We start from the raw sequence: 16,611 nt of genomic DNA on the forward strand, positions 1-16,611 counted from the left end.
CGCGATACGTCGCCTGCGAAAACGCGTCCGGTAGAGCGTATCGCTGCGGATGATGGACTGAGGGTAGTAGCGGATCATCCCGCCAGGCTAGCGGCGGGCAAGCGTGTAGGACAGTGCCGCCTTACACGGGCGCGTCCAAGGAGCGGGGCGGTTCGCTGAACCACTTCGGCCCGCTTGCCGTCATGTGGAAACAATCCTCCAGCCGGACCCCGAACTGACCGGGCAGGTAGATGCCCGGCTCGTCGGAGAAGCACATGCCCACCGCGAGCGGTGTCGTTTCGCCGCGAACGAGGTTGACTGGCTCGTGGCCGTCCATGCCGATGCCATGGCCGGTGCGGTGCGACAGGCCGGGGAGCGTGTAGTCGGGGCCGTAGCCGAGGCCGGTATAGTAGCGGCGTACCGTGTCATCGACCGCCCCGGCGGGGGTGCCGAGTTGCGCGGCTACAAACGCGATCTGCTGGCCGCGCGCGACATGGTCCCAGACGGCGCGTTGCTCCTTGCTGGCGCTGCCGAACACGAAGGTGCGCGAGACGTCGGACTGATAGCCGCCGACGGTGCAGCCGCAATCCATCAGCACCACCTGACCCGGCGCGACGCGGTGGGCCGCCCTGGTGCCATGTGGGTACGCGGACGCCTCGCCGATCAGCACCAGCGCGAACTCGGGGCTGCCGCCGAGCGCCCGGGTGGCGGCGTTCATCAGGGCGCCGATCTCGGTGCCGGTCATCCCGGCTTCGATGCGCGCGAAGGTCCAGCGATAGGCGGCGATCGTCGTCTCGGTCGCGGCCTGCATCAGCGTGATCTCGGCGGGTGACTTGATCATCCGGCAGCCGCGCACGATTGGGTTGGCCGACACGATCGGGCGCCCGGTCGCCTGCGCGAGGCCGTCGCTGATGAAATATCGGGTGGTCTCCTCGACGCCGATCGGGCGGCCGGTGAGGCGCCGGTCGCGCAGGAAGCCACCCATCACCGCGTACGGGCTCTGGTCCTCCTGCCAGACGCGGACCTCGGCCGGGACGGCGAGGCTTTCGCGGACCGAGGGCTCCTCGAAAAAGGGCGTGACGATGCAGGGCTCGCCTTCGACCGGGATGATGACGGCGGTCGGACGCTCGCTGCGCCCCCAGCGCACCCCGGTGAAATAGGCGAGCGACGTGCCCGATTCGACAAGAACGGCGCCGATGCCGTGTTGCCGCATCAGCGCCTGCGCGCGCGCGATCCGGCGGGCGTACTCGGCCGCGGTGATGGCCGGCCGCTTGGGCAATGGTCGCAGCGCCGACAGGTCCGGCTCGGCGGCGCGGAGCAGGCCCGAGGACGCGAGGAGGGGCGCGAACGCGCCTGCGGCGAGGAGCTGGCGGCGGTTCGGCGTCATATCAGGACGATACGGCGCTTGACCGCGCGGCCGCAATCCCCTTCCCTGCCCAGAACACGCACCGGAGTTTTCGATGGCCAAGCGGCTGACCCTCTACATCATGATCGGCCTGGTGCTCGGCATCGTCGTCGGCACGATCATGAACACGACCATGACGCCCGAGGCGATCGCCGAGGCGAACAAGTTCTTCAAGATGATCACCGACATCTTCCTGCGGCTGATCAAGATGATCGTGGCGCCGCTGGTGTTCGCGACGCTGGTGGCGGGCATCGTCCACATGGGCGACACCGCGTCGCTCGGCCGCGTCGGTGCCAAGACGATGGGGTGGTTCATCGGTGCGACCCTGGTGTCGCTGACGCTGGGCATGGTGCTGGTCAACGTGCTGCAACCGGGCGTCGGCGCCGGGCTCGACCTCGCCAGCGCGACGGGCAGCTCGGGCATCGAGACCAAGCATGTCGACATGTACACCACGCTCACCGAGATGGTGCCGAAGTCGATCTTCGAGGCGATGGCGAACACGACGATGCTGCAGATCGTCATCTTCTCCGTCTTCTTCGGCGTCGCGCTGACCGCGATCGGCGAGAAGGCGGCGCCGATCGTGCGCGGCATCGACTCGCTCGTCGAGGTGATGCTGGTCGTCACCAACTATGTCATGCGGGTGTCACCGCTGGCGGTGTTCGCGGCGATGACCAAGGCGATCGCGGCCAACGGGCTGGGCGTACTGGTCACCTTCGGCAAGTTCATCGGCAGCTTCTATCTGGGGCTTGGCATCCTGTGGCTGCTGCTGATCTTTGCCGGTTTCCTGGTGATCGGGCCGCGGATCGGCACCCTGATCCGCTACATCCGCGATCCCATCCTGCTGGCTTTCTCCACCGCCTCGTCGGAGGCCGCTTATCCGCGCACCCTGGAGGCGCTCGATCGGTTCGGGGTGCCGCCGCGGATCGCCAGCTTCGTGCTGCCGCTGGGCTATTCGTTCAATCTCGACGGCTCGATGATGTACATGACGTTCGCGTCGATCTTCATCGCGCAGCTCGCCGGCATCGACCTGACCTTCGGGCAGCAGGTGACGATGCTGCTGACGCTGATGCTGACGTCGAAGGGCATGGCCGCCGTGCCGCGCGCGTCGCTGGTGGTGATCGCTGGCACGATGGCGCAGTTCGGGCTGCCCGAGGCGGGGCTGGTGCTGATCCTGGCGGTGGATCAGTTCCTCGACATGGGGCGAACCGGCACCAACGTCGTCGGCAACGCCGTCGCGACGGCGGTGGTGGCGAAGTGGGAAGGGCAGCTCGACAAGCCCGAGCCACCCGATCAGGAACCACCGCGCGCACCGTCGGGGCACATGCCGCAGCCGCAGCCCGACAGCTTCCACGATTTCGGGCAGGCGTCGCCCAAGGGGCAGGCCTAGCCTTGCCCGTTCGTGCTGAGCGAAGTCGAAGCACCTTTTACAAAGGTTGGAGCTTGGCCCTTCGACTTCGCTCAGGGCAAACGGAGGTTGTACTGTTCACTTCTGGTCACGCGTAAGCGTAAGGTCCGCCCTTCGCGAGCGCGGCCTGGTACGCCGGGCGCGCGTGGACCTTGTCGAGCCAGGCGATCGTGGCCGGGCGGCTCTCGGCTAGTCCCGCGCGGCTGCGCGCGGCTTCGAGCGGGAAGCTCATCATCACGTCGGTGGCGGTGAGTGCGTCGCCGGCAAACCAGGGGCGCTGCGACAGTTCGGATTCTATGAAGTCGAGATGGACGTCGATCATCGGCTGGATCCGCTTCATTGCCAGCTTGCCGAAGATCGGCACGCGGGTCAGCACCAGCTTGACGAGCAGGGGCGGCATGAGCGAGCCCTCGGCATAGTGTAGCCAGAAGCGATAGCGCAGCGCCGCGTCCCGATGCGGCGGCGCGCCGAGGCGACCGTCGGCCTTTTCGACCAGATACTCGACGATGGCGCCGGTCTCCGCCACGACCCGGCCGTCATCCTCGATGACCGGCGACTTGCCCAGCGGATGGACGGCCTTCAGCTCGGGCGGGGCGAGCATCGTCTTCTTGTTCCGCTCGTAGCGGCGGATCTCATAAGGCAGCTCAAGCTCCTCGAGCATCCAAAGGATACGCTGCGACCGCGAGTTCTCGAGGTGGTGGACGGTAATCATCAGTGGTCCGTTCGTGATGGAGGTTCGGGAATCAGCGTCAAGGTAGAGGGCGCGTCCGCTCCGACCAGGCGGAGCTGCCACTGGGTCGAGGTGAGCGACGTGCGACCGCTGCGGTCGAGGGCGGCGAGCAGGTCTGTCCAGCCGGGGCTTTCCTCGTCGGTCCGCAACACCCTGCCGTCGTCGAGGGACGCTATCAGCGCCATGGTGTCGCCGACCAGTTGTTCCTGCCTGGTCGCGACCAGTTCCTCGATGTGCTCGACCACTCCCGCCAGTTCGGCGGCATCGTCCCCCACCCGCGCCGGGCGGATACGGCGCAGCACGGCGTCGTTGATCCGATCGACGATCCCCATCAGCCCCGCGTCCAGCGGAAGCTGGTCACGAAGTCATAGGTCGCGGTGCCCGCCTGTTGGCCGAGCAGCGCACCCAGCCAACCAGCGCCCGCCGCGCCGGCGATGCCGCCGATCAGGCACGCGCCGCCGGTGGTGATCTCGCCGACCACCGGCAGGACCAGCGAGGGCGAGACCAGCAGCGACAGCCCCGCGCAGCCGGCCCATGCGCCCCCTGCGCCCCCGAGCACACCGCCCGCCAACGCACCCGCCTGACCGGACGCGACGCGGTTGCGGTCCTCGGGCGCCGCGCGGGCGATGATGACTGCCGACAGGCCGATCTGGATGACGATCCCCGCCGGGCCCGCGACGCGCATGGTTGCGGCGAAGCCGTTGACCGAGCTCCTGCTGCGCCCGACGCTCGCCAGCACGGCTTCGATACTGCCCTTGCGGGCGACGAGCTGTTCGAGGGTCGGCAGGGTGGAAGTTGGCTTGAGCAGCTCCGAATAGAGCCGGCCCCATGGGCTGAGCCGGTTGCGCATCTGCATCACGAGCGCGTTGCGCTGACCCTCCACCAGCAGCCGGGCCTCGGCCGGGCTGACGTTGCCGCGTTGGATCAGCGCGCGCGCCTGCGCTTGGATGACGTCGTTAGCGTGTTCGTAGCTCTGCCGCATGAACGCGTCCCATGTCTGGGTCGCGCCGACCGCATAGGTTGCGCTGGACGTGGCACGAACCGCGGGACTGTAGAGATAGTCCGCGTCAGAGCGCGGAACGGCGCTGGCCATCGTCTTCTCCTTCGCGACGGGACTAACTCGAACGCTGGGAAACAACCAGCCCGGTGCCCTGTGACCTCAATCCGGTGAACGCCGACCCGTCGCAAACTGAGCCTGGGTCAACGGCCCGCCAGCGCCCAACGAAAAGGGCCCGCCATCCTTGGCGAGCCCTACGTCGTATCGTCGTGACCGGAAGGTCAGATATCGTCGTCCGCGTCCGGCCCAACCATCAGCTCGTCGGCGACCTTGTCGGTGCGCGCGCGGATCGCCTTTTCCAGGCGGTCGGCCATGTCCGGGTGCTCGCGCAGGAAGGTCTTTGAGTTCTCACGCCCCTGCCCGATGCGGACCGAGTCGTACGAGAACCAGGCGCCCGACTTCTCGACCAGTCCCGCCTTGACGCCGAGATCGAGGATCTCGCCGATCTTGGAGATGCCCTCGCCATACATGATGTCGAACTCGACCTGCTTGAATGGCGGCGCGACCTTGTTCTTGACCACCTTCACGCGCGTGGCGTTGCCGGTCACCTCCTCGCGGTCCTTGATCGCGCCGGTGCGGCGGATGTCGAGGCGCACGCTGGCATAGAATTTCAGCGCGTTGCCGCCCGTCGTCGTCTCCGGATTGCCGTACATGACGCCGATCTTCATGCGCAGCTGGTTGATGAAGATCACCATGCAACGCGAACGACTGATCGAGCCGGTGAGCTTCCGCAGCGACTGCGACATCAGCCGCGCCTGCAGGCCGACATGGCTGTCGCCCATCTCGCCCTCGATCTCCGCGCGCGGCACTAGTGCGGCGACCGAGTCGACCACCAGCACGTCGATCGCGTTGGAGCGGACCAGCGTGTCGACGATCTCGAGCGCCTGCTCGCCGGTATCGGGCTGCGACACGATCAGCTCGTCGATGTTGACGCCCAGCTTCTTGGCATAGACCGGATCGAGCGCGTGCTCGGCGTCGACGAAGGCGGCGGTGCCGCCACCCTTCTGCGCCTCCGCGATGACGTGCAGCGCCAGCGTCGTCTTGCCCGACGATTCAGGCCCATAGACCTCGATCACGCGCCCGCGCGGCAGTCCGCCGACGCCGAGCGCAATATCGAGTCCGAGCGAGCCGGTGGAGATCGTCTCGACCTCCATCGACTGCTTGGAGCCGAGCTTCATCGCCGAGCCCTTGCCGAAAGCGCGATCGATCTGCGCCAGCGCGGCGTCCAACGCCTTCTGCCGGTCCGAGCTTGCGGCCGCAGGAGCCTCTTTTGCAGTTGCCATGCCGGAGTCGATCACTTTCAGATTGGCGGCCATCGGGAGCTCCCGTTGCTAAAGCATGCGCGTGATGGGTTCAACGCGGGAACCACCATGTACTCCATCCGTTCCTACGGAACAAGAGCGGAACATCAGTTATTTTGCCGGGGTCGGTGGTTGCGATTAGACAAGAACGGTCGCCATGGTCCACCAGCCGCGTTGGCCTGCCGCCGTGGCCGCCTGGTCGCGAGACGCTTCGTCTTCGAAAAGGGCGAAGCAGGTCGCGCCGGAGCCCGACATCCGGACCAAGCTGCTACCCTGCGCCTCCGACAACATCGCCAGAACCTTTCCAACCGGCGGCGCGGCCCGGGTAGCGGAGGCGGTGAAGTCGTTGCCGGCCTGCCCTGCCCTCTCCAGCACGGTGCCTCCGGTCGAAATCGGCCCGCGATCGATGCCATCCCAGCCGGCGAACATCGGTGCGGTGGCGAGGCCGACACGCGGGTTGACGAGCAGCAGCGGCAGATCGCCGAACAGGGGCAGCGAATCGAGGCGATCACCCCTTCCGGTGCCGAGCGCGGGGCGGCCGAGGAGGCAGGCGGGGACGTCCGCGCCTAGCGCGGCGGCGATGGTGAAGAGATGCGGATGCTGTGGATCAACCGCGTTGAGCTTGGCCAACGCGCGCAGCGTCGCGGCGGCGTCGGCGGAACCGCCACCGATGCCGGACGCGACGGGAAGGCGCTTGTCGAGCTCGATGGCGTAGCGCTGGTCAATAGCAAAGGCAGCGCGGAAGGCGGAGGCCGCCCGGGTGACGAGATTGTCATCTTCCCCGGCGAAGGCCGTGGCCGGGTTTCGAGCACTCGGATGGGCGGGTTCAGCCCTCTCAAACCGGCTTGGCGGCTGCTGGGCCCCGGCCTCCGCCGGGGAAGAAATCACGGACAAGGCAGCTGCGAAAGGCCCGGTGACGGTGAACACGTCCCGCTCCGCCGCGTTTACCGTGACCACGTCGCCGTCCCGGGCAAAGGCGAACAGCGTTTCGAGGTCGTGGTAGCCATCCGTCCGTTTGCGGCGGATGTGCAGCGCCAGGTTGATCTTGGCGGGGGCCGGTTCGACGATCATCGCCGTCTCCTGCTCCGAGCTCAAGGGCGCGGCAAGCGGTCTATTCCTTCACCTCGTCGACGGTCTTGAACCAGACCATGTCCGCCTTCCAGCCATTGGCGGCGGCCTTGGACACGAACTTCTCGAGCCAGTCCGGCCCGCGCGCACCGAGCCCCGGCGCCACCAGAGATTTCTCGAAGGGGCCCTTGCCGGTCAGCAACAGGATACCGGACCAGCCGCTGTGATCCAGCTCCAGCTGCAGGCGATAGCGGTCGGAACCCTGATCGGTGAACATGCCGGTCTTGCGCGCGATGTCCTCCTTCACGGTCTGGCGGCTCGGCACGAGGTCGCTGATGATGCCCGACGGCTCCATCCCGAACAGTGCGAAATCCTGCTGCGGATCACCGATCGCCATGGATACGATCGCGGTCGCCGCGTCGCGACCGGCCCAGGGATGCGGCGCCTGCAGTGTCCGCATCTCGAACTTGGTCTGCGGCACGGTGAGGCGCCGGGCATCGGTGGAGCGGATCTGACGGAAGGCGTTCAACGCCGCGCATCCGGATGGCGTGATGGTCGATACCGCTTCGAAGTCGATATCGGTCTGCGCGACCTTGTTGGCGGTCAGCGCGCGGCTGATCTCGTTCTGCGCCGCGGCCGGGTTGCCGGCCACGCCGGTCAAGGCCACCGCGACCCGGTCCCCGGCCTTTTCGACCTTCGCCATCTCCAGCCAGGTGCACGCCACCGAGGGCAGCGTTGCATCCAAGGTGGAGCGCGCCACCTCCACCGGATCGGCGGAAGCCGCGACCACGCCTGGCGCCCCCGCGCCCCCGGCAGGCGCATCGCCGCCCCTACCGACGAGCAGGAACGCCGCAGCCGCGAGCGCCGCGACGCCGACGCCGGCGCCGACCAGCAATCCCGTCTTCGGCTTGGTGGCGGCAACCGCCTGCGCGACCTTGGGTTCGAGCTCGGCCAGCACCTCGTCCATCGAACGCAGGCGATCGGTGGGGTTGGGCGCCAGCATCTTGTGCAGGATCGGGCGGATGTCCTCGGGCGCGGCCGACAGATCGGGGCCGGCGCGGCGCTTGTCGACCGCGTCGACCAGGCTGCCGCCCATCTGCACATTCTTGCCGAGCGCCACCGCGAGGATCACGAGCGCCAAGCTGTACACGTCGGTCCACGGGCCGATCTCGCGTCCGAAATCGCCGAGCTGCTCGGGTGCGACATAGTTGAGCTTGCCCGCGAAGCCGTCGCCGACGATCGTCTTGGAGCCGGGATCGAGATCCTTGGCGATGCCGAAGTCGATGATCTTGGCCTGCGCCAGTTCGCCATTCTCCAGCAGCACGTTGTCGGGCGACATGTCGCGGTGGATGGCGCCGAGCTGATGCGCGACGCGCAGGCCCGAGGCGAGGCGACGCAGCAGCAGGATCAGGTCGGCGGCGGTCGGCTGCTGCTGGCCCAGTACATCCGCCAAATTGGCCCCGTCGACATATTCGGTGACGATGTAGAGGACGCCGAGCTGCGGCTCCTGCGCCAGCACGCGGTACTGAACCAGCGCCTCGTGCTGCAGCCGCGTCAGCGTACGCGCCTCCTTGCGGAACATGCCGATGACGTTGGGATCGGCGGCGAGCGCCGGCAGCATCACCTTGATCGCGACGCGCTCGTCGGTGTTGACGTTCACGCCCTCGAAGACTTCGCCCATGCCGCCGCGCGCGATGAAGCGGCGAACCTCGAAGATGTGGTTGAGGACATCGCCGACCTGGATGCCCTGCCCCACCTCGCGCGGCGCGAACTGGGTCTGAAAACCGCCCGTGGTCATATTCCGCATCGGCGGCTCGGTCTGCTGGGCGGAGCGGGGCTGCGCCTGCACCGCTGCCGGCGCTTGTTCTGCGCGCGACTCGCCACCGCCGGGGGTGGCGCTGGGCATGAACACCGTCCGGGGCTCGTCGTCGCCGGGGGCCGGGGGTTCGGCAGGGGGCCAGTCGCTCATGGCGTCACCAGATGAGTAGGTTGATTGAGTCGCAACGTGGTGGTCTGCGGGATGCCGACGGTCACTACCGTGACGTTGTCGGGCGCGCCACGCTCGAGCGTGAGCGCCACCAGCTTGGCGACGCGCGCCTCCGCGCCGGGCTGGCTCAGCACGCCTGCGATCTCCGCATCCTCCACCCGCGCCATCAGCCCGTCCGAGCAGAGGAGAAAGACATCGCCCGACTCGATCTCGTCGGTGATGACGTCGACTTCGACGACATCGCGGACGCCCATGGCTCGGGCCAGGATGTGGCCCATGGGGTGGCCTTCGGCGTCTTCGGGCTGGAGGAGGCCGCGGTCGATCATCTCCTGGACCTGCGTATGGTCGTGGCTGATCCGCACCAGTTCGCCGCCGCGCCACAGATAAGCCCGGCTGTCGCCGACCCACAGCACCGCGAAACGGCCGTCGCGGATCAGCAGCGCCACCGCCGTGGAGCCCATCTGCAGGCCGCGCGCCTCCGCCTCGGCGAAGATCACCGCGTTGGCGCGGTGCAGCGCGCCGGCGACGGCGTGGCTCGCCTCCTCGAAGCCGGCGGGCAGCACCACGTCGCGCAGCGCATCGGTGATGGCGGCGGACGCCCACTCGCCATTCTCGTGCCCGCCCATGCCGTCGGCGACCAGGAACAGGCCGTCCTGCGCGCGGACGCAGAAGCTGTCCTCGTTGTTGGTGCGGATTCGCCCCGCGTGCGTGAGCGCCGCGTATTCGAGCGTCCTCACGCCTGCTCCTCCACGGCGAGCGGGGTCAGCATCGTCGTCATCAGGCGGTCGGGACGTGCGCCCACCAGACCGGTCTCCGGGAAGCGTTCGCCCCCCAGCGTCCACCAGCCATCACCGCCCTGCCAGACCTCACCCCCTTTGACCGTGATGCCGGTCGCGGCGGCGTGGAGGCGGTCGGCGTCCCAGCCGCCCTCCAGCGCATCGTAGAGCAGGTTCTCGGCGGCATCGGCGGCGCCTTCAACGGCCTCGCCCGGCAGCCCGTCGAGCGCGACAAGGATCGGATAGCGCCGCCCCACCGCGTCGACGGACAGCGCCATCGCCCCTGCGGTCCAGCGCGCGCCTTCCGCCCAGGCGAAGCGCCATGGCGGTGCCTGTTCGTAATGCGCGTCAAAGGCGTCGCCGAACGCCGCCCGCGCATCGGCCAGCGAGGCGGCTAGCCACTGGTCAAGCGCCTCGCGTGCGTCGGGCGCGATCCCGCGCGCGATGAAGTCGCCATGCGCGGGGAGCTTGCCGAACACCTGCGCGCTCACAGCTTGAGCGGACAGCGGAACGACCATACGCCGCCGCGGCTGAACGGGTTCTGCTCGGTCGGCAGCTTGATCAGGAAGGTGGCGGATTTGGGGCCCTCGCCAAACGTGGCCTTGATCGCCAGCGGCCCGGCATTCTCCTTGGTCGCCAGATCGACCAGCTTGAACAGCGCCCATGGTCCTTCCGCGTCGAAGCGGCGCAGCTCCGCCCCCGCGGCGGCGGCGGCACCAGCGGGCGCGAACAGCACGACTTCAGCCGACGGCACGCCGCCGCTCGCCGACCACAGCAGCGGTTTCTCGGCCGTGTCGGTCTTTGCAAAGCGATAGGTCGCCCCGCCCGACGAGAACTGGACCGAGTCGACTTCGCTGCCGAAGCCCACCACCGCGATCTTGAGCGGCAGGCCGGCGGCGAGCAGGTCGCGGATTTGTGCCGCCTTGCTGAACTGCTCGGGCGATTGCGGATCGAGCGTCGCCGCGATCGGATCGTCCGCGCGCCACCGCCACACCGGACCGGCCACGTCCATCAGCGGCGCGAGTCGCATGCGCTGGAAGCTGTCGAGGGTGCCGCCCATGCCGAAGACCCGGAGCGCATCAGGCACCGCCGCATCCTGCGTTGCTCCACCAAAAAAAGGGTAACGATCCTGTGCCACCTCCTTGCACGCCGGCATGACGGACTGGGCATAGGCGTCGGTGACCGCGCCCTGGACGGCGGAGACCTGCGCCGACGAACCGCCCTTCGCGGCCGCGGCGACAAAGGGCTGGAGCTGCGCGGGCGCGGTCGCCGCGGCGGTGGCGACGGTCGCCATCGCGGTCGCCATCTGCGCCTGCGTCGTGTCCGAGCCGCCGCTGCCGCCGAGCGACTTGGCGGCGATCACCGCCTGCCCGGCGGACTTCAATGCGGCCACGAATTCGTCGATCGGCGCGGGCGACTTGGTGTCGCCGACATAGTCATGGATCGAGCTGAAATAATTGGTGATCTCGTCGCCCGCCGAGAGCCCCAGCGCGCGGCCCGCGTTCATGTCGCCGAGCAGCCTGCCTGCCCGGCTCGACTGGGTTCGTCGCCTCAGCTCCCCCTTCGCCACCGCGCCCGCGCCGCCGGAGAAGATCGTGTTCTTGCGCAGTTCCAGCAACACGCGCTTCAGCGGCGAGGGCGATTTGGTGAAGGCGCCGAACGCGGCGGGATCGTTGAAATAGGCGCCGGGTTGCATCGTCTTGATGACGTTTTCCCATGCCGCGATATAATCCTTGGCATACAACCCTGCGACGCCCGGGCGGACGTTCTGCATCTCCGATCGCACGCCTTCGGTGTCGGCATCGCCGCCGAGCACCCAGAGATCCTTTTTCAGATCCTCCTGCACCGTCGCCAGACCCAAGGTGTAGCTCTTCTCGAAGCCCGGGCGGGTAAAGAAGAACGGTACCTGCGTCGCCATCACAGCATCGGGATTGACGAAGGCGAGCGCATCGCCCTGGCTGAGGATGTTCGCCGCCAGCCAGGGCTCGCCGGCGGTCGCGGCCTTCTGGCGCATCACTGCATAGGCGCGGTCGGCGAGGCTGAGCGTGCCCACGGCCGCGCGGACGCTCGCCACCTGCGCGCCGTTGAGCGGCGCCTTGCGGTCCGGCCAGACGCTGGCCATGTCGCGGTCGGACAGCAGCGCCGTCAGATGCTGGGTCAGCTGCCCACGTTCGGCTTGCGCGTCGGAACCGGGCATCACCTCCGTCGCCCAGTCGGTGGTCACCCAGGCGCGCACCGAGGCAGCGTCCATCGGTCCCTGCGAGCCGAGCATCAGGTAGACCTTGAGCGGTTCGTACAGCTTGAGCGGATCGCCGCTGTTCGCCGCCATATACTGCTCCAGCCGGAGCAGCAGGCGCGGCAGCATCACCCGGCGCAGCGCCTCGCGATAGGTCTGCTCGGCGTCGGCGCTGAGGCCGGACTGGTAAAGCCCCAGCCGCATCAGCAGCGGCGGCCCGCCCGCCTGCACCTGCGCGAAGCCGCGCGGCAGGTTGCGCAAACGGTTGAGGGCGGGAAGTGCGGCCTGCAGGTCGGCGTCGCCGTCGCGCACCTCCTTCAGGTCGACGCCCGACGACTTCAGCGTCTCCTCGGCGCTGGTGGTCTCGGTGAGGAGATCGCCCTGGAAGGCGCGGTTCTTGGCGTAGCTGACGCCCCAGCCGGTGAACACCAGCAGGCACAGCGCGCCGATGCCGGCGAGGGCGCCGACCAGCTGCGACCGCTGCCGGGCGCGCGCGCGCGGGTCCATGGTGACGAGCCCGGCCTCGGGGAACATCACTTCGGTCAGCAAACGGTTGAGGAAATATGCCCTGCCTTGCGACCCGCCCTGCGCCCGCTGCGGGCGATCATAGACGTCGGCCATGCCCGACATGATGCGATCGAGCGGCGTCCCCTCCTGCACGCCCGAGGTCAGGTAGAAGCCGCGCAGCACGCCGCCGGGCTCGTCGCCGGCGACGAAGGCGCCATCGAGGAAGCGCATCAGCCGCGACCGCAGCGATCCAAGCTGCGCGGGAAAGCCGAGCAGCAGCGAGCGACGCGACGCGTCGACCTCGTCGAACAGTCGCTTCGCCTGGCGATCCGCCACCGCTTGCGCCATCTCGTCGAACGCGCGCGCAAGTGCGTCGGCGGTGGGTTTGCCGGCGGTGAAGGGCACGGTCGCGCCGAGCACCGACCTACGTCCCCCGACGTCGAGATCGTCGTAAAATTCAGTGAAGCCGGCGAGCAGGTCCGACTTGGTCAGCATGACGTAGACGGGTGCCGCGACTTCCAGCGTACGGCGAAGCTCGACCATGCGCCGGCGCACCGCGCGCGCGTGGGCGTCGATCTGTGCGCAGTCGGCGCGGATCAGCTCGTCGACCCCGATCGCGACGATGATGCCGTTGATCGGCTGCAGCGGCCGGTTCTTCTTGAGTAGCGACAGGAAGCTGGTCCAGCCGCGCGAATCGACCGCCTGATCGCTGTCCTGCGTCGTGTAGCGGCCGGCTGTGTCGACCAGCGCCGCCTCGTCGGCGAACCAGAAGTCGAGGTTGCGGGTGCCGCCGACGCCTTTCAGCGCCTGGTCACCGATCGGGAAGCGTAGGCCCGAATTGAGCAGCGCCGTGGTCTTGCCGGCGCCGGGCGGGCCGATAATGACGTACCAGGGTTTGGTGTAGAGGTAGTCGCGCTTCTTGGTCGCTGACGAACGCAACGTCGCCAGCGCCTCGGTCATGCGTTTGGCCAAGGCGGCGGACTCGCCGTCGGCGGCGCTCGGCTGCGCCAGCTCGGCCGCGATCGCGTCTGATGCCTTGCGCGCTTTTCGCATGCGCAGGAACACCAGCAATCCCCATAGGCTCGCGACCACGAGGCCGAGCGTTACGCGCACCCACAACGGGCGCAGCGCGGCCACGAACAGCGGCAGCCCCCAGGTGAGCACCAGCCCGAGGATCAGGGCGGCCGTGATCGTGAGCAGCCACCAGTTGCTGAAGAACCGGCCCAAGGCTCGAAAGAAGCGCATGATCAATACTGCCTCGGAACGATGACCTCAACGCGGCGATTGCGGGTCTTGCCCTGCGCCGTGTCGTTGGAGGCGATGGGCACGGTTTCGCCCATGCCCTTGGCGGTGACCCGGCCGGGATCGGCGACGATCCCCTTGATGATCTCCGCCACCGTGTTCGCCCGCGCCTGGCTCAACGCCTGGTTGTCGGGAAAGGCGAGCGAGTTGATCTTGTCGCTGTCGGCATGACCTTCGACCGTGATCGCACCCTTTTCGTTGCGCACCGCCTGGGCGACGCGCTCGAACAGCTGGCGCTGCCCGTCTTCGAGCTGGTCGGAGCCGGACTGGAACAGCTGACCGACCGTGGTGCGGACGCGCACGGTCTGCGCGTCCTCCTCGATCGTCACCTTGTTGCCGTCGATCTCGGGCTTGAGAAAGGTCTGGAGCTTGCCGGCCTGCGCGCTGGGGCCTACCGCGGGTGGGGTGCCGCCGTCGCGCGACAGCCGCAGCCGGTCGTCGGGCATCGCCCCGGCGAGCCGGTCCGCCGGCGCCTCGCCGGCCGACATCAGCAGCAGGCGCAGGACAATATAGACCAGCAGCAACAACGCCGCAGCCGCCGCCGCGGCGATGGCGACATAGGTCCACAGGCCGACCCTGCCGAGCGGCGCCTTTTCGCCACGCCAGGTCGGCGACATTTCCAGCATTGACAGGCCACGGACATGCTCCAGCGCCCCGTGCAGCCGCGCCATGATCTCGTGCAGACGCCGCTTGCCGTCGGGCATGACCCGGAACCGGCCCTCGAACCCCGCTGCCAGGCAGGCGTGGTACAACTCGATCAGATCGCGATTGTCGGACGGGGTACGCAGCATGTCGTCGACCAGCTGCCAGAAGCGGTCACCGCCGATATTCTCGCGGAAGAATTGTACCACCATCGACCGGCGCGCCCACTCGGCGCCGTCATTGCCCATGCCCGGCAGGTTCTGCGCCACGTCGTCGATCGTCGCGCACACCGCGTATTTCGCGCGTTGCCGCATCTCCTCGGGGTACTGCCCGAGCGCGCGTTCGAAGTTGGTGATCGCCTTGGTCGCCTCGCGATGGAACTGCGGCAGCGGCGTACGGATGCGACCGGCGCGCATGCCCGCCGCGAGCGCCAGTACCGGCCCGGCCTCTGCCAGCATGACGTTGCGGACCTCGCGGGCCGTCGAGGGCAGCGGTAGGTCGTCTTCGTTGAGCCGCGAGGGGGCCAGCGCGGCGCCCGATTGCGGCTGATCGCGCGACAACGTCGGCATTGCGTCATAGCCGGTCTGCGGCTGGTACTGCTGTGGTGATGGCGGGGCGCCCCAGCCCTGCTGTTGCTGTTGGGGCGGCGACGGCGCGCCCCACTGGTCGCCGCCCGGAGGGGACGGTGGCGCCCCCCAGCCCTGCTGCTGGGGAGGTGCCGGCGGCTGCGCGCCCGTCTTGCGGCCCTGCAAAGGCGAGGGCCGGAACACCGTCTTGTTGCCGCCGGGTCCGTCGCTCATCGGTTCGCCCTCTTCACGCACCAGAGTTCCATCTTGAGCTGCGGCCAGTCGCTGGCGACATGCAGACCCAGCGCCGGCGCGGTCTGGAAATCGCGCCAGTCGGGAACGCCACGGTCGAGCTCGAAATAGACGAAGCCGGGGAGCACGCGCAGCTGCGGCGGCGGCGTCGGGGTGTGGCGTAGCGGCACGCCGGGCAACGCCGATTCGACGATCTGGCGCATCTTGGTGACCGACCCGAGCTTGGCGACGAAGGGGAAGCGCTCGCGGATCTCCTCGACCGGATTGGCGGCCGAGACCGCGAGATAGAAATAGCCGGTCTTGAATAGATTGTGGTCGGTGATCCGGCTGACATAGGCGCCCGGGCCCGCCGGCTCGAGCGGCAGCTGTACGGCCGAGCGATCGAACACCGCCGACAGCATCGATTGCAGCAAGTCGAATACGGGATCGAAGCAGGTTTGCGGGTTCTCGTGGTCGTAGCGCGGCATCGCCGGCGGCTTGCGCTCGGCGCGGATCATCGTCGCGAGCTCGCCGGCGGCGGCGACCAGGTTCTCGTACAGTCGTTCTGGATGGATCGTCGGCAGGCCCTCCAGATGCTGCAGCACCGGGATCCACTTGTTGAGCGCCTGCAGCAGCAGGAAGCTGGCGAAGGTCTCCGAGCCGCCGTCGGTCGCCTCCACCGCGCGCAAGGCGAGCTCGTCGGCGCGCTGTTCGGCGCGGCCGATGATATCGGTGAGGCCGTGGCTCAGCCGCTCCGCCGCGTCGATGTCCAGCGTCGGGGGGATGTAACGGTCATCGAACATCAGGCGCTTGTTCTGCACCTCGCGCACCCGGACCGCGCCGAGCGTAACGCGGCCGTAGAGCTGGTCGCGGGTGATGCCGAAGCGCAGATTGGGGCGGCCGAATTCGACCGGCTCGGTGGTGCGGTCGTCGGAAAAGGCGTCAGCGATCTCGCTCTCGTCGACCAGGAAGCGGGCGTCGAGCGCCTTGGCATCCGACTCGCGGAATTCGACCGCGCCGATCTGGCTCGCCGGCAGCGTCAGCGCGATCAGCGCGTCGCGCGAGTCGGGGGGGACGTCGAGCGGCTCCGGGGGCGCGAGTTCGTCGGGGATCGAGAACGGCGTACCGTCGGGCATCACGCCGCGCGCGCTGACGATCCCGAATTTGCCAAGCCCGGCAAGGCTTTCGTCGACGGTAAGCTCGGTGAACCCCCAAGGCCAGGGCTGCGCGGTGTCGATCCGCGCGCGCAACTGCGCGTCGAACCAGCGATCCTGCGCCTGAAAGTGCTGCGGCCGAAGGAACATCCCCTCACGCCATGCAACACGGTTCTTGCCCGCCATCCGTTCCCCCAATCCCCGCCCGCGTTTAAGCACAGCTTCCGCTTCGGGCAAAGCCGGGTTATTCGCATCGGCCATGGGG

13 protein-coding genes are annotated in these 16,611 nt (G+C 68.3%); 1 reads left to right on the top strand and 12 read right to left on the bottom strand.

Annotation, left to right across the window (positions count from 1 at the left end; genetic code table 11):
* Positions 1-121 precede the first annotated feature (121 nt).
* Entirely contained in the window at positions 122-1,366 is a 1,245-nt protein-coding gene (locus tag VFQ64_RS09545) for a Xaa-Pro peptidase family protein (RefSeq protein WP_325103051.1), read from the bottom strand.
* A 73-nt stretch (positions 1,367-1,439) separates the two neighbouring features.
* Between VFQ64_RS09545 and VFQ64_RS09550 the strand changes: the two genes are divergently transcribed.
* Positions 1,440-2,771: a dicarboxylate/amino acid:cation symporter gene (locus tag VFQ64_RS09550; RefSeq protein ID WP_325103052.1), complete on the top strand. Its 1,332-nt coding sequence runs from the start codon at positions 1,440-1,442 to the stop codon at positions 2,769-2,771.
* A gap of 106 nt (positions 2,772-2,877) precedes the next feature.
* Here the strand turns inward: VFQ64_RS09550 and VFQ64_RS09555 are convergent, their stop codons facing one another.
* The 11 genes from VFQ64_RS09555 to tssK all read right to left on the bottom strand — a co-directional run bounded on the left by VFQ64_RS09555 (position 2,878) and on the right by tssK (position 16,496).
* Positions 2,878-3,501 (bottom strand): glutathione S-transferase, encoded by a 624-nt coding sequence (locus VFQ64_RS09555; RefSeq protein WP_325103053.1) that lies wholly within the window; start codon positions 3,499-3,501, stop codon positions 2,878-2,880.
* A complete protein-coding gene (locus tag VFQ64_RS09560) occupies positions 3,501-3,851 on the bottom strand; it encodes a hypothetical protein (protein WP_325103054.1) in 351 nt (116 codons plus the stop codon). Before VFQ64_RS09560 ends, VFQ64_RS09555 begins: the two co-directional genes overlap by 1 nt.
* Positions 3,851-4,612: a hypothetical protein gene (locus VFQ64_RS09565; RefSeq protein ID WP_325103055.1), complete on the bottom strand. Its 762-nt coding sequence runs from the start codon at positions 4,610-4,612 to the stop codon at positions 3,851-3,853. Before VFQ64_RS09565 ends, VFQ64_RS09560 begins: the two co-directional genes overlap by 1 nt.
* Before the next feature lie 185 nt (positions 4,613-4,797).
* A complete protein-coding gene (gene recA / locus VFQ64_RS09570) occupies positions 4,798-5,892 on the bottom strand; it encodes a recombinase RecA (RefSeq protein ID WP_325103056.1) in 1,095 nt (364 codons plus the stop codon).
* 123 nt (positions 5,893-6,015) lie between these two features.
* On the bottom strand, positions 6,016-6,948 hold the full coding sequence (locus tag VFQ64_RS09575) for a 4-(cytidine 5'-diphospho)-2-C-methyl-D-erythritol kinase (RefSeq protein WP_325103057.1): 933 nt from the start codon (positions 6,946-6,948) through the stop codon (positions 6,016-6,018).
* Positions 6,949-6,988: 40 nt separating this feature from the next.
* Positions 6,989-8,914: a serine/threonine-protein kinase gene (locus VFQ64_RS09580; RefSeq protein ID WP_325103058.1), complete on the bottom strand. Its 1,926-nt coding sequence runs from the start codon at positions 8,912-8,914 to the stop codon at positions 6,989-6,991.
* Positions 8,911-9,669 carry a PP2C family protein-serine/threonine phosphatase gene (locus VFQ64_RS09585; protein ID WP_325103059.1) on the bottom strand — a complete coding sequence of 253 codons (759 nt, stop codon included), beginning with the start codon at positions 9,667-9,669 and terminating at the stop codon, positions 8,911-8,913. The genes VFQ64_RS09580 and VFQ64_RS09585 overlap by 4 nt, the downstream gene beginning before the upstream one ends.
* Complete coding sequence (tagF, locus tag VFQ64_RS09590; RefSeq protein ID WP_325103060.1) at positions 9,666-10,199, bottom strand: type VI secretion system-associated protein TagF; 534 nt, start codon at positions 10,197-10,199, stop codon at positions 9,666-9,668. Before tagF ends, VFQ64_RS09585 begins: the two co-directional genes overlap by 4 nt.
* The gene (gene tssM, locus VFQ64_RS09595; RefSeq protein WP_325103061.1) at positions 10,196-13,696 is read right to left on the bottom strand and encodes a type VI secretion system membrane subunit TssM; all 3,501 of its coding nucleotides are present in this window, start codon (positions 13,694-13,696) and stop codon (positions 10,196-10,198) included. Before tssM ends, tagF begins: the two co-directional genes overlap by 4 nt.
* A 2-nt stretch (positions 13,697-13,698) precedes the next feature.
* Positions 13,699-15,195, bottom strand: a complete 1,497-nt coding sequence (icmH, locus tag VFQ64_RS09600; RefSeq protein ID WP_325103062.1) for a type IVB secretion system protein IcmH/DotU — start codon at positions 15,193-15,195, stop codon at positions 13,699-13,701.
* A complete protein-coding gene (gene tssK, locus VFQ64_RS09605) occupies positions 15,192-16,496 on the bottom strand; it encodes a type VI secretion system baseplate subunit TssK (RefSeq protein ID WP_414712885.1) in 1,305 nt (434 codons plus the stop codon). Before tssK ends, icmH begins: the two co-directional genes overlap by 4 nt.
* Positions 16,497-16,611 lie beyond the last annotated feature (115 nt).

It is taken from the genome of Sphingomonas sp. (assembly GCF_035714405.1).
Taxonomy (GTDB): domain Bacteria; phylum Pseudomonadota; class Alphaproteobacteria; order Sphingomonadales; family Sphingomonadaceae; genus Sphingomonas.

Excerpts from the sequence above, each read along its gene's own strand:
- VFQ64_RS09565 (WP_325103055.1), bottom strand. The coding sequence starts at position 4,612 with ATGGCCAGCGCCGTTCCGCGCTCTGACGCGGACTATCTCTACAGTCCC.
- VFQ64_RS09550 (WP_325103052.1), top strand. The coding sequence starts at position 1,440 with ATGGCCAAGCGGCTGACCCTCTACATCATGATCGGCCTGGTGCTCGGC.
- VFQ64_RS09545 (WP_325103051.1), bottom strand. The coding sequence starts at position 1,366 with ATGACGCCGAACCGCCGCCAGCTCCTCGCCGCAGGCGCGTTCGCGCCC.
- recA (WP_325103056.1), bottom strand. The coding sequence starts at position 5,892 with ATGGCCGCCAATCTGAAAGTGATCGACTCCGGCATGGCAACTGCAAAA.
- VFQ64_RS09575 (WP_325103057.1), bottom strand. The coding sequence starts at position 6,948 with ATGATCGTCGAACCGGCCCCCGCCAAGATCAACCTGGCGCTGCACATC.
- VFQ64_RS09555 (WP_325103053.1), bottom strand. The coding sequence starts at position 3,501 with ATGATTACCGTCCACCACCTCGAGAACTCGCGGTCGCAGCGTATCCTT.
- VFQ64_RS09560 (WP_325103054.1), bottom strand. The coding sequence starts at position 3,851 with ATGGGGATCGTCGATCGGATCAACGACGCCGTGCTGCGCCGTATCCGC.
- VFQ64_RS09580 (WP_325103058.1), bottom strand. The coding sequence starts at position 8,914 with ATGAGCGACTGGCCCCCTGCCGAACCCCCGGCCCCCGGCGACGACGAG.
- tssK (WP_414712885.1), bottom strand. The coding sequence starts at position 16,496 with ATGTTCCTTCGGCCGCAGCACTTTCAGGCGCAGGATCGCTGGTTCGAC.
- tssM (WP_325103061.1), bottom strand. The coding sequence starts at position 13,696 with ATGCGCTTCTTTCGAGCCTTGGGCCGGTTCTTCAGCAACTGGTGGCTG.
- icmH (WP_325103062.1), bottom strand. The coding sequence starts at position 15,195 with ATGAGCGACGGACCCGGCGGCAACAAGACGGTGTTCCGGCCCTCGCCT.